The organism is Hufsiella ginkgonis (assembly GCF_009834915.1).
GTDB classification, from domain to species: Bacteria; Bacteroidota; Bacteroidia; order Sphingobacteriales; family Sphingobacteriaceae; genus Hufsiella; species Hufsiella ginkgonis.
In genome coordinates this window covers 362,754-376,168 of record NZ_WVHS01000003.1, presented here as the reverse complement: position 1 = coordinate 376,168, position 13,415 = coordinate 362,754, and the positions used below count along the sequence as shown (strand labels likewise).

The window sequence follows — 13,415 nt, the reverse complement described above, 5'->3', positions numbered from 1 at the left end:
AATAATAATAATCACGTACTTTTACCGCATTCCAATGAAACACCTCTCCTACCTGAATAAGTTCCTCTACAAATACCGGTGGCGGTTAATTCCGGGGATTATTTTTGTTGTAATTTCCAATTTATTTGCCGTGCTTCCTGCGCAGATCATTCGCATGGCCTTTGAGCTGGTGCAGGAAAATATTGCCATGTACCATCTTTTCGAAGGATTTGCCAGGCAGCAGCTGGTTTACAAGATCTTCGGGCAAAGCCTGCTGCTATTTGGCGCCACGGTGATCTTTATGGCGATCCTGCGCGGCATCTTTCTCTTTTTGATGCGGCAGACCATTATCCTTATGTCGCGCCATATAGAATACGACCTTAAGAACGAATTGTATGCGCATTACCAGCACCTGTCGATGTCGTTCTACCGCCGCAACAATACCGGCGACATGATGAACCGCGTGAGCGAAGACGTAAGCCGCGTACGCATGTACCTGGGGCCGGGCATTATGTACACCAGCAATACGGCGGTGCTGTTCCTGATGACGATCTATTTCATGATCAGCGTAAACGCTAAACTGGCTTTTTACTGTGTGCTGCCGCTTCCCCTGCTGGCGGTTACCATTTATTACGTAAACAACATGATTAACCACCGGAGCGAGCGCATCCAGCAGCAATTGTCGGGGCTTTCGAGCTTCGTGCAGGAAACATTCTCCGGCATCCGCGTAGTGAAATCGTACGTGCGCGAGGAGTATATCCGCAGCAAGTTTGCGGAAGAAAGCAATCACTACAAGGAACATTCCTTGGCGCTGGCCAAAGTACAGGCGCTGTTTTTTCCACTGATGCTGCTGCTGGTGGGGCTAAGCACCATCATCACCGTATACGTAGGTGGTATCGAGGTGATGAACGGCACGATCACGGCCGGCAATATCGCCGAATTTATAGTATACGTAACCATGCTTACCTTCCCGGTTACGATGCTGGGTTGGGTAACGTCGCTGATCCAGCGGGCGGCGGCATCGCAGAAACGCATCAATGAGTTTCTTCAAACTGTGCCCGAGATCCAGTCGCCGGCAAACGCCTTAACCGTACCGCTGCGAGGCGGGATCGAGTTCCGGGATGTGAGCTTCACCTATGGGGGAACCGGCATTACTGCCCTCAAAAATGTATCATTCAAGGTAAAACCGGGCGAGTTGCTTGCCATCATCGGCAGAACGGGCTCCGGGAAATCGACCATTGCCGATCTGGCGCTGAGGATGTACGATGCCAGTTCCGGGGCGATCCTGGTAGACGGTCATCCCATCGGGCAGCTCGACCTGAACCACTACCGCAGCCAGGTGGGATTTGTGCCGCAGGATGTTTTCCTCTTTTCCGACACCATCTCTAATAATATCTCTTTCGGGTCACCCGACGCTTCGCGGGAGCAAATAGAGCGGGCCGCAAAAGATGCCGCTGTTTACCAGAACATCATGGGTTTTGAGCATGGTTTTGAAACCGTTACCGGCGAACGTGGCGTAACACTTTCAGGAGGCCAGAAACAACGCGTTTCTATTGCCCGTGCATTGGTGAAAGAACCGAAATTGCTCATTTTCGACGATTGCCTCTCGGCCGTAGATACCAGCACGGAAGAGGAGATCCTTAGCCACCTCGGCCGCAATATGGCCGGTAAAACCAGTATCATCATCGCTCACCGCGTTTCCACCATCAAAAATGCCGACCACATCATCGTGCTCGAAGCCGGCCGGGTAGTGGAAGAAGGCACCCACCACGTATTGATGAATGCGCAGGGCGTTTATGCCGACCTTTACGAAAAGCAGCTGCTCGAGGGCAGCGGGGAAACCGGTAAAGAATAGCCCCTTATACCGGCTCGCTGTGGCATCACGGTCTTTTTATTGTATTCCATTCCTTGCATCTTTAAAAAAGTTTCTATTATATTTACCGCAACCAAAACTGATAACTGAAAATGGGCGATTTTGAAAACAAAGAGAGAGAAGAGGTTTTTTCAAAAAAGGTAAGAGCTGGGAAGCGTACTTATTTTTTCGATGTTAAATCAACAAGATCAAATGACTACTACATCACCGTCACCGAAAGCAAGAAAAGACTGGAAGATGGCGTATTTGTAAAACATAAGATCTTTTTGTATAAAGAGGACTTCGAAAAATTCGCAGAAGGGTTAAAAGACACGGTTGATTACATTAAGGCACACCAGGAAGTTGTAGAAAAGCGGTACGAATACACGGATAACCACGCTGAAGTTACCGCAAAATCCATTGCCGACGACTTCTCTTTCGATATTTAATAAAAACCTGTTACTGGTAGTAAGGAACCATCCCCATAAAGGATGGTTTTTTTATGAGCCCATGTGTAAAACTGCCTTGCACCGGGCATGTCCACGCACCCCGTAAAATTTCGCAGTCATTTAATTTTACTAGCTTTATACCTTACGTTTATGCGGATGACTAAATACCTGCTGCTCATTATTTTGCCGGTTTTTCTTTTCCGATTTGCATCCGCACAACCCACGAAGAGTAAAATAGCAGGTAAGGTCGTCGACGAGCACGGCCAGCCATTATATCTTGCCACCGTATCCCTCATCAATTTAGAGAAAAAGATTTTACAAAAAACGGTGACCGACAGCACCGGCCTTTTTTCGCTCGATGCAGGTGGTTCAGGACAGTTAAGCGTACTAATCGAGTTCCTCAATTATCATTCATACCGATCCGGATTTTTTAAGGCATCCGATTACGACCCCGGTATTATCCAGTTAAAACCGGCCACAAAGAACCTCAAAGAAATTTCGGTTCGCGCCAAACAGGACGCGCTTGAAATAAAAGGCGGCAACCTGATCTTTAATGTCGATAAGAACATCACTTCCCAGGGCATGACAGCGCTTGAACTGCTAAAAAAAATGCCAGGTGTTGACGTGGATAATGAAACCAGCATCAGCCTTAACGGAAAACAGGGTGCGTTAATTTACCTCGACGGTAAGCCTACCTACCTGTCTGCCAAGGAAGTGATCGACCTGCTGCGATCTATGCCGTCATCGCAGTTAAAAACGGTTGAGCTGATCACCACACCCGGCGCCCGGTACGATGCCGAAGGCTCGGCCGGCATCATTAACCTGCGCACGAATAAAAATCTGCAGAAAGGCTTAACCGCAACCCTATCCACCGGGCTCTCTTACGGAATATCCGTTAAACACCAGGCGGACGGGAACATTACCTACCGTAAAGAGAAAGTGACCGTTTACGGGGGCTACAATCAAAATCTCGGCAATTATAATTATGAATATGGGTCAGACAGGCTCCAATCCGGCACGCGCTTCAATAGCTATACAGAAGATATTGATAAGAGGCAAAGAATGAATGGACGCCTTGGCGCCGACGTTCAGCTTAACGCTAAAAACACGATCGGCTTTTTAACTACAGCAAATTTTATTCTCGGTGGCGGTATCACGGATACGCGAACGCAGGTCACGGATCCCGTTTCCGCCAATTTAAGACAGACCCTTTTAGCGCTTAACGATTATTATTCCCAAAAGACCCGGCGCTATAACAACAACGTGAACTACCGTTTCGAGGGCAAATCCGGCCGATCCTTTAGCATCGACGCCGACCACGGATGCTTTAAAAAATCAAATGGCAACCTGCAGGATAACAGGTACCTCGACAACCAAAATACGATCACCGCTCAAAACCGGTATCGCACGCTAAATGCGATCGATATCCGTTTATTTGGCGTAAAGGCCGACTACGGAGACAATTTGTGGAAAGGCAAACTGGAGCTTGGCGGTAAATATTCGCAGGTTAATTCCGGTAATGATGGCCGTTTCTACCACATCTTAATGGCGGCAGCGGATAGTTTAGATGAACAGCGCTCCAATTATTTTACGTTTAAGGAACGGATCGCCGCCGCCTACCTCAACTATGGAAAAAAACTCGGTAAATTGTCGGTCGATGCGGGCGTACGATTTGAAAATACCAATTCTGACGGCGTTCTCAGTTTCATAAACAACGGCTCCGGGTCCCGGCAGGCTATTAAACAGGACTATAGCAATTTCTTTCCATTTTTAAGTTTCTCGTTCGCCCCGGCAAAAGGCCATAGCTGGTCGATCAGCTATAACAAACGCATAAGCCGGCCTGCTTACCAGGAACTTAATCCCTTCGTATACTTGTTGGATGAATTGTCATTCTGGCAAGGAAACCCGTTCCTGAAACCGCAATCTACGCATCGCTTATCACTGCAATACGGGTTCCGGAGCGCAACGTTCGTCACCTTCGCGGTGAGCCGTACAAACAGGTTCAGCGCAAACGTGACGGACACGCTCGGCCTGAATAAAATTGTAATGGTCACTAAAAACCTGGGGATACAGGATAACCTGTCGCTCAATATCGCGCAGAACATCCATCCTGTTTCCTGGCTCGATGTTTCCTTAAACGGACTTGGTTACTACCTGCATAACGACATTTCCCCCGCAGATTTCGCCAATTTGAACCTTAGCCGCTGGGCGGCACGTCTTAACGGCTCGGCAACACTCAGGTTTCCCTGGAAACTAACCGGCGAAATTTCCGGCGCGTACAATACCCGTCGTCTTGGCGGAGCAAATACCATCAGCCGCGCCAATGGCCGCCTGGATTTAGGACTTCAGCGGCCGCTCAGTAAAAACGCATTGTTACGATTGGCGATCAGCGATCTTTATAAAGGAACCCGGACATTGTCGACGCAAAACTTCTCAGGTTTCAAATACAGCAACTACGGTTATTACGAAAGCCGGCAGCTCCGTTTAAATTTTACCTATAAGTTTGCCAGCGGTAAAGTGGACGGCCAGAAAAAACGTGAGTCGGCGCTCGATAAGGAGAACGAGCGGACGGGAAATTAGCTTTTGGCATGGCAAATGTTATCCGTTTTCCAATCCTCGCCCGGTTTTATGCTGTAATTCATCGATCCTTTTTGATGCCTCCGCTTTTGTAAGATTCTCATCGAACTCTTCCCCGGCCTCGGCACATAATGTGGTGAGATATGAATGCTGGGCCCCCGTCATCCGTTCGTCGCCGGTCGTCCAGTCGTCGGGATCTTTAATCGTATTTGAGCCTTTAATTTCGGTCGAACCCATACCGGTTTCATCTCGCTGAAAAAGTTTTTCTTCCTGGTCGTTACTTTTCATAATAGTTTATGCTAATATATTTAGTAACAACAGCCGGTTCATTATGTTTAAAAAAATGAAGAATAGTTGAAGCCTGGTCCAGCCTGTGCAACCTGCCCTGTGTGCACGGGGAATTCTGCCTCGCTTTGGTGTCCGGGCCGCGCTGAGCATACCTGGCAGGTCACATAATGCGTGACCAGGGTGAACCGGGTGACCGCACGATAAAGCCACCATATTATTAGAGCACACCCTTTTCAGCTGCCGTAAAACGGGTGAATACCGTGTACGAGCATCAGCCAGGGATATTTTGCAGCGCAGACAGGCCGTTCTTAATATTGTGGAAACTTTAATACGTGTCAATCGTACAATTACTAACTAACGTCAATTATTAACCCTTAAACTTAAGAAGGATGAAAAAACTAACATTCTTTAAAGGCATAGCGACTGCAATCGCGATGCTTATCTCCCTGGTAATTGTGCAAAGCTGCAAAAAGGAAAACCTTCCGCCACCCGGATCATCCGGAGAAACAGTGTCTTCCCGGAAAGGGACCGGGACTATTTCTGCCTCGTCTGCGGAGGTAACTAAATCCGGCAGCAATTACATCGCCAAAGTGAACGGCGTAACAAAGTATACCGGTACCGATTATATTGCAGCTATCCAGGCCGCCTGTAATAACCTCACTTCCGGCAGGACCGCCAAAGAGTGGGTGGTGGTGAAAAACTCGGGAAGCTCCGGCAATTCCGGGGGCTCGGTTAAAGCTGTAAACCTGCCGAGCTATACCGGCATCGATTTCAGCAATACTACATTTACCTGTAATAGTAACGACCTGCTGATTGTACCGGTGCAGGCTGACAGGAAAACCCAGATCGAGGTAAAGAACCTCCAGGTGTCAGGCAATCCAAGGTATGGAATCTGGTTCAAAGGATGTACCAATATGGCCATCAGTAACATCACTATGAACCTTACCAACGGGTCAGGCCAATATGGTTTGGGGATTCGGGTAGACCACAGCACCGCTGCAACCAGTAATCTCACGATCAGCGGAACGATCAATATTACCGGCGGCGATATGTCAATAGAGACCTACGGACTCGACGGATTCAGTATCGGTAACGTTACCTCAAGTAATAATTTCGGTTGCGGCGTGTTGCTTAACCAGTCTAAAAATGGTTCGGTGGGAACAGTGACAGGCAACTATAATTGCAACGGCGGGGGTTACGCTACTTTCAGGGTGGCAAACAACAATGGTCCGAATGTTACTTGTGCGAAGGTTTATTCCCGCAACAGTGGCCGGGGCTTTTTTAGCGTATCAGGAAGCAACGGTACCACGGTCACAACGGTCGATATAGCCAACAACACCAGCCACGGGATCTTCCTGGAGGATGCCACCAACACGAAAGTCAACGGGGGAACCGTATCCGGTTCACATCCCAACGTACAGCATGTACGCACGGCGTCGTGCACTACTAAAGTAAACGGGCAGACCTATACCGCTGCCAACGGCTCATGGTAATATTAACTGATTAATTAAAAACATGTGGATAATTGACAGTTGGCATAAACCGCCGGTAGCCGGTCACCAGCAGGCGACCGGCTACCGGCGGCTTTATTTTAATCGGTTAACCGTGCGCGGACCAGAACTTGCGGTATGGCTACTGTTAATATTTATGGCATCCTGCCAAAGAGCGGACCAGTTGAATCAAAACGGCGCCGGAGATTCGATCATTCATCGGCGACGCCATACTTTACCCAATGATATATTGTTTTACATCCACGGGCAATTGCCTGGATCGGCATTAGTTGACACTGCGGAATATGCGGTCAGCTGGTGGTCGTTCTATGACCGGGACGAGATTCCCTATCAGGCGATTGCCGATTTTAACGACGACGGTTTGGCCGATTACGCCCTTTTGTTAAAGAACGGCGATAAAATTAACCTGGTGATCATCTCCATGCAGGGCAACAAGTTAAGCCATTGGGTGGCTCCGGGACCGGTCGCCAACGGGACGGCTAATCTTCATGTGGGTTTATCTGTTGAGCCGCCAGGCAGGATCGATATTGTAAGGCCGGCTATCCGGTCGCTGATACTCCGGTCTAACGCCGTGAACCTCTACGATTTCGAGAACCGCGTGCGCATTTACTATTCTAAAAACGGTTCATTTGAAGTATTTGATACACATTGATCTGCAAACCATTAATATGTTCTTAATAACGCGCATACTGCTAATCGTCACTGGCATTGCAACGATGTTCTTTTTCTCCTGCAGGCCCGCAAATACGGTATCGGATGTCGACGGGAATACCTATCGCACGGTTCGGATCGGAAACCAGCTTTGGATGGCTGAAAACCTACGGGTGACCCATTACCGGGACGGCAGCGCGATACTCCAGCTTCCGGCTAATGAGGCATGGCGCAAGGCGGAAGACGGTGCATGGTGCGATTATTTTAATGAACGGGAAAACGGTAAAACTTACGGGCATCTTTATAATTGGCTCGCTGTGAACGACGTACGCGGCATTGCGCCGGCAGGCTGGCGAGTTCCTTCCCAGGAAGATATTGCAGAACTCATTACTTACCTAAAAGGCGATACCATAGCCGCGTCGGGACTGAAGGAAGCAGGCGCGGCACATTGGATTGATGCGGGCTCTAACGCCAGTGGCGACAGTGGTTTCGACGCGCTGCCGGGCGGCTACCGCTCAGGCATCGACGGGTCTTTCCATACGTTGAAAAGCAATGGTTACTGGTGGGCGGCTACACGAAGCTTCGAGCTTTTTGCGTGGAGCCCAAGGATCTTCGGGTCATTTGCGGATGTGGACCGCGATAAAAGCTACTATACCTATGGTTTTTCAGTCAGGTGTATCAAGGAATAAACCGGCAAAAAATTCGGTTTCAAATGTCGCCCGTTCGCAGAAAGGTCGCCCGCGGATATCCCATGCTCACAATGACCACCCGGCCCGGTAATGTTGCCGATCCGGTAATTTATCATCTTTTGTTCCGAAATGAATGTTCGCCGGAAGGTCTTCACTTTGATGAGTTACTCTTTTAATCGTCGTCCGCATCCTTTTTCTTTTTTTTCTCCAGGATCACGAATGCGGCCCGTCGGGGCGCCGGCATAGCCGAGTTTTCACCTTTTACCGATTTCCAAACCACTTCATTCAGCTCCAGGTCGGGAACATCGTCTTCCTTGGCAAAGTTGAACAGATCTGAGCGCATACTGCTTTTATTAACGGCCACGTTACGCTGGTTAATGTCTACAAGTGCCGGCGTGGCGATAAAAGGCGCGAGATCGGGTTTAGAGGTAAAGCATTCAAATAAGGGCAATGCGCCTGCATCATACTGGCTCATGGGCGGGAGGCCCAGGATAAGCTCCATGGTACGCAGGAAACCAGAAGTGGAATACATTTCATGGATCACGGCGTTTCGCTTCACATACGGGCCAACCACGTAAGCGGGTGACCGATGCGCATCCACATGATCAGGGCCGTTTTGGGCATCGTCTTCGAGGATAAATACAACGGAAGTGCCCCACAGGGAGCTTTTGGAAAGATGCTCTATCATACGGCCCACGGCAAGGTCGTTATCGGCAACTGAAGCGATGGGTGAATACTTTCCCTTCGCCTGACCGCTGGTATGATCGTTTGAAATGCGGATAGTGCTGAATTGGGGCACCTGGTTAATAGCCAGCAGGGAATCGAAATCATGGATCCAGGCATCGGCGCGTACCTGGTCCAAAATATCCATATTAAACCCGGGCGAATGCGGCGCCATATGCCCTTCGAGCGATTTTATATTGGCTTTGCCCATCTGTCCGAACTCGCCATAACTGCGGTAGGTGATCCCTGCACGCTTGCAATAATCCCATATGAAGCCTCCCTTGGGATAAGTGGCCGGCCTCCCTCCTTCATAACTGGTGGACCCGCCGCGGCTGCTATAGGTAGAGGGCCATGTTTTTTCGATCACGTCCGTGGCATAGGCTGCCATGCTCCAGTTGTGGCCGTCGGCGCTTACTTCGGCATCTACGTAAAAATTGTCTAATAAAATAAAGCTTTTAGCCAGCGCATGTTGGTTTGGCGTTACTTTTTCACCGAAAATACAGAGTGAAGTATCACCGTTCCCTTCCGGGATGTCGCCCAGCACCTGGTCATACGTGCGGTTCTCCTTGATTATATAAAATACGTGCTTTATAGGTGATTTCTCTCCCGGTTTTCTGGGTACCGGGTTCCCGGGTTCGCCATCGGCCTGCAGGGTCCTTTTCGTGGTGAACGGGGTATTCGCATACACCTGATTTGTGTAAACCTTCATTTCCTCCGGCCTGGGAGTATCGATAAAAGACATCGATCCTTTAAACAGCCCGCCAATATACTGGAGCCTGCTGTTCACCGTGGCGCCGACATGGATGCCGGTATCATCGCTTTTGAGTACGGGTTGCGGGCCGAGCGGATTGGCAAGTGAGGTGAGGCCCTTGCCGTTAGTGACCAGTATCTTTCCCAACAGGGTTTTTACATTGGTAGGATACCATCCAACCGGGATAAACCCGCGGCTCTGGCTGCTGCCGGGCTTCGAAACGTCAAAAACCGCCAGGCAGTTATTGTCGGCATTAGCGATATACAAGGTCTTTTCGTCGGCAGAAAGTGCCAGGCCATTTGTAGTCGACCCGGTTAATGTAGTTGGGTAAAGGGTTGTAGTAACCGTTTCTATCACTTTATGGGTTGTGGTGTTCACCACGGAAACGGTGTTGTCATTGGCGTTGGCGATAAAAAGCCACGTGCCTTTTTTGTTCAGCAAGAGTTCGTTCGGATGGTCGCCCGTAGCTATTGTTTTCACAATTGTTGCTGTCGCTGTATTTACAAGCGCTACTTTACGGCCATCCCAGAGGGATATGTAAAGGATCTTTTCATCAGGAGAGAGTAAACATGAGTAAGCTATTGACGGCAGCGCGACTTTATTCAGCACCTGTTTAGTAGAAGGGTTTATAATATACAGGGCACTATCTTCCTTAGTCACTGCAAATAACCGGGTGTTAGCCCTGTTTACTGCAATGCCGGTCGGGCAGATCTTGCTTTTCGGCCACGGGGCTCCCAGTTTTATGGTATCAGCCTTTCCGATCTTGCCGGATTGTATAGAAAAATCGAGTATCCAGTTGTCGTTGCCTCCGGAAACGTACAGGTCTTTTTCATCCCTGCTGAAGGCCAGGCCGTACCATGACTTACCCAGTTCTCTCTCATCTAACAGTTTTTCACTTCGCGGATCTATCAGTTGCAGCGATTGTGTGCTCTGCCCGTTGTTGGTTACGGCAAGCAACGTGCCCGATGCGCTCAATTGCATATTTAAAGGAAGGTCGCCAAGTGGTAGCGAACGGCCGGCGGGACTTATTTTCCAACCGTTTGGAAGAATAACCTGCCCGGTTTCCTTTATTTTTCCCGGAGTTTGTGCCACTGCCCCGCCGGTTAACCCGGCTAGTACGGCAACTATGTAAAGCTTCCAACTGTTTTTCATATCGTATAACTTTATTAATTTCCCTGCAGGTTGAAAGAGACCATCGCTCTTACAGTGTAGCCGTTCTTTAAACTTAAGTCCCTCAATGCCTGTGAAGGGACCGCGTTGCTGCGTGTTGCATAAAAGACCGGGCCGCCGCACGCTGAGAATCCGAATCGCGAACTTCCGGGGACGATATTGACAGATGGGCCGATAAAAAGCCTGGCCCCTCCTTCCGCTTCATCTTCCTCCCAAAAGCCTTCGAGGTCCTGGCCAACTGCCTCAATTCCACCGTATACCGTTTTCCCGATACTGTGATGGAAACCGGCGCTGGTAGTAAAATCAATTTTGTCGCGCGAGGCATTAAATGACTTTTCAAAACGCATATTTCCGCCGAACCGCCATTTGGCCGCATCAAAAGAGGCCGTTATCCTGCTTGACACGGATTTAACGTTCTCCCAGTCACGGCTCACTCCAAAACTCAATCCCAATCTTGGGCCCGACTGTTTTTTACCTCCAACCAAATCGCGTATGATTTCTGCCTGTTGTGCACTCGTTATTTTTCCGGAATGTGGAAATCCTGCTGCCACGCTGGCCCAAAGAGTGAACCGTTTACCGAGATATCCTTTAATTGCAAGCTGCTGCCCCAATCCATCATATCCAAACGGTCCGAACGTGCGTTCGCCATAGCTGCCGGAGTAAGCTAAGCTCCATACTCTCCCGCTTTCTGAAAGAGTAGTTACTGAAAATAAAAACGGCTGCGGCGAACCGGCGGCTGTTTCTGATAACCTTGAGGAAGACGGCATTTGCGCAATAGCATGCCCGCTGCACAGGGTGATTAAAATGCATAAAATGCTTATTCTCATTTAAGACCAGTTCTAAGTTCAGAGAGCTAAGTTACCGCTTGCAGCTTAGGTAAATATTATGTTAATGTTAAGATAATACTTGGTACTCGTTAAGCCATCCCAATAGAATTTGCCGCCGACATACAATGCCACTGAAGATGTTCCGGCCGCAATAAACCAGGCAAAATAATTGGGGATCGGGATATGTTGTCCTCCTCCGCCTTCGGCACCTCCTCCCAAGGAGGATAAAATCCCTGTCTTACTGAAGTAACTTAATAAAAACAAGTTACTTATTTGTAATGAAATCCTGTCTCCTCCCGCAGGGAAGAAAGGATAATTATCGTCTCGGATCAAGCTGAATTCTGGGGAGTAGATTTGGCTGTCACTATCAGCATTCAGCCTGTAAAGTATACCTGATAAGATAAATAATTGATGTTGAGCTCTTCCTGAGTAGTATTCCAGGTTTGACAGTGTAATCAAAGCTGATTGCTGATAGCTGAAAGCTAATAGCTCCCCAGCAATTCAGCTCGATCGGACTTATCCTGTTTAATATTACGGGGATCGTTTTTTGCAAAAAATAAGGGACAAAAACCTTCCAAAAAAGGTGATGTCCCTTTGGGGTGCACCCGAAGGGATTCGAACCCCTATCGATGGTACCGGAAACCATAATTCTATCCGTTGAACTACGGGTGCATTGGATGTGGCAAACTTAATAAAAAGCTGTCAGCTATCAGCTATCGCTTCAGCTTTTTTTCAACTACACTGATAGCTACACGTTAAACCTGAAATGCATAATATCGCCGTCTTCTACTACATAGGTTTTTCCTTCTACACTCAGCTTCCCGGCTTCTTTGCATGCTGCTTCTGAGCCAAGCCTGACGAAATCCTCATACTTGATCACCTCCGCGCGGATAAATCCTTTTTCGAAATCCGTGTGGATCACACCAGCCGCCTGTGGTGCGGTAAATCCCCTGGTGATCGTCCATGCACGCACTTCCTGCACGCCGGCGGTAAAGTAAGTATACAGATCGAGGATCTTGTAAGCCGCTATGATGAGCTTATTTACGCCCGATTCTTCCAGGCCGAGGTCATCAAGGAACATCTGGCGCTCTTCATAACTTTCCAGCTCCGCAATTTCAGACTCGATCCTGGCAGAGATCACCAATACCTCGGCGTTTTCTTCCTTCGCCAGGGCTCTTACCTGTTCTACGTAAGCGTTGCCGGTATTTACCGAAGCTTCGTCTACGTTACAAACATATAATACTGGCTTGGCGGTGAGCAGGCTCAGCTCGGCGATAAATTCAAAATCCCCGGGAGAAATGGGAGCGCTTCGCACCGATTTACCCGCTTCCAGGTGCGCTTTTACTACGGTTAAAATATCAAATGTACGTTTAGCCGCTTTGTCGCCGCCGGTCTTGGCCATTTTCTCCACCTTCTGGATCCGTTTATCTACGGTATCCAGGTCTTTTAGCTGGAGCTCGGTATCGATGATCTCTTTGTCGCGGATCGGGTCCACAGAGCCGTCAACGTGGATCACATTTCCATCATCAAAACAACGCAGCACGTGGATAATGGCGTTAGTGGCACGAATATTCCCCAGGAACTGGTTGCCAAGACCCTCGCCCTTACTGGCGCCTTTAACCAACCCGGCAATATCAACGATCTCGATGGTATTCGGTACTACGTTCCTGGGCTTTACCAGTTCGGTCAGTTTATTCAGCCGGTCGTCCGGCACGGTGATCACGCCTACGTTCGGCTCGATGGTGCAAAACGGAAAATTAGCCGCCTGCGCCTTTGCATTCGATAAACAGTTAAAAAGTGTCGATTTTCCCACGTTGGGCAAACCAACTATTCCGCATTGTAATCCCATGATTCTTTTTATAGCTCTTGGCCGGTAGCTGCTGGCTAATAGCTTGTTAGTAGTTTGTAATGCTGTTACCTATGGACCTTAGCGGTGGTCTAATACACA

10 protein-coding genes and 1 tRNA gene are annotated in these 13,415 nt (G+C 48.8%); 6 read left to right on the top strand and 5 right to left on the bottom strand.

Annotation, left to right across the window (positions count from 1 at the left end; translation table 11 throughout):
- Window positions 1-34 precede the first annotated feature (34 nt).
- The 3 genes from GS398_RS13940 (at window position 35) to GS398_RS13930 (ending at window position 4,860) form a co-directional block, all read left to right on the top strand.
- A complete protein-coding gene (locus GS398_RS13940) occupies window positions 35-1,834 on the top strand; it encodes an ABC transporter ATP-binding protein (RefSeq protein WP_160907406.1) in 1,800 nt (599 codons plus the stop codon).
- A 110-nt stretch (window positions 1,835-1,944) separates the two neighbouring features.
- Complete coding sequence (locus GS398_RS13935; RefSeq protein ID WP_160907405.1) at window positions 1,945-2,280, top strand: DUF3276 family protein; 336 nt, start codon at window positions 1,945-1,947, stop codon at window positions 2,278-2,280.
- Between the two features lie 156 nt (window positions 2,281-2,436).
- Entirely contained in the window at window positions 2,437-4,860 is a 2,424-nt protein-coding gene (locus GS398_RS13930) for a TonB-dependent receptor (RefSeq protein WP_160907404.1), read from the top strand.
- Between the two features lie 18 nt (window positions 4,861-4,878).
- Here GS398_RS13930 and GS398_RS13925 read toward each other — a convergent pair whose 3' ends face one another.
- A complete protein-coding gene (locus GS398_RS13925; protein ID WP_202406070.1) occupies window positions 4,879-5,145 on the bottom strand; it encodes a DUF3072 domain-containing protein in 267 nt (88 codons plus the stop codon).
- A gap of 389 nt (window positions 5,146-5,534) precedes the next feature.
- Here GS398_RS13925 and GS398_RS13920 point away from each other — a divergent pair, with 389 nt between their 5' ends.
- From GS398_RS13920 to GS398_RS13910, 3 genes are read left to right on the top strand one after another with little or no spacing between them, the layout of a single operon-like run.
- Window positions 5,535-6,638: a hypothetical protein gene (locus tag GS398_RS13920; protein WP_160907403.1), complete on the top strand. Its 1,104-nt coding sequence runs from the start codon at window positions 5,535-5,537 to the stop codon at window positions 6,636-6,638.
- Between the two features lie 22 nt (window positions 6,639-6,660).
- Window positions 6,661-7,308: a hypothetical protein gene (locus tag GS398_RS13915; RefSeq protein WP_160907402.1), complete on the top strand. Its 648-nt coding sequence runs from the start codon at window positions 6,661-6,663 to the stop codon at window positions 7,306-7,308.
- A gap of 16 nt (window positions 7,309-7,324) precedes the next feature.
- Window positions 7,325-7,996, top strand: a complete 672-nt coding sequence (locus GS398_RS13910; RefSeq protein ID WP_160907401.1) for a fibrobacter succinogenes major paralogous domain-containing protein — start codon at window positions 7,325-7,327, stop codon at window positions 7,994-7,996.
- A 172-nt stretch (window positions 7,997-8,168) separates the two neighbouring features.
- On the opposite strand, the gene GS398_RS13905 is transcribed toward GS398_RS13910, so the two are convergent.
- The 4 genes from GS398_RS13905 to ychF all read right to left on the bottom strand — a co-directional run bounded on the left by GS398_RS13905 (window position 8,169) and on the right by ychF (window position 13,316).
- Window positions 8,169-10,622 carry a bifunctional YncE family protein/alkaline phosphatase family protein gene (locus tag GS398_RS13905; RefSeq protein WP_160907400.1) on the bottom strand — a complete coding sequence of 818 codons (2,454 nt, stop codon included), beginning with the start codon at window positions 10,620-10,622 and terminating at the stop codon, window positions 8,169-8,171.
- A 14-nt stretch (window positions 10,623-10,636) separates the two neighbouring features.
- Complete coding sequence (locus GS398_RS13900; protein WP_160907399.1) at window positions 10,637-11,467, bottom strand: hypothetical protein; 831 nt, start codon at window positions 11,465-11,467, stop codon at window positions 10,637-10,639.
- 600 nt (window positions 11,468-12,067) lie between these two features.
- Window positions 12,068-12,139 (bottom strand) — tRNA-Arg (locus GS398_RS13895).
- Between the two features lie 76 nt (window positions 12,140-12,215).
- The gene (ychF, locus tag GS398_RS13890) at window positions 12,216-13,316 is read right to left on the bottom strand and encodes a redox-regulated ATPase YchF (RefSeq protein ID WP_160907398.1); all 1,101 of its coding nucleotides are present in this window, start codon (window positions 13,314-13,316) and stop codon (window positions 12,216-12,218) included.
- Between the last annotated feature and the right edge of the window lie 99 nt (window positions 13,317-13,415).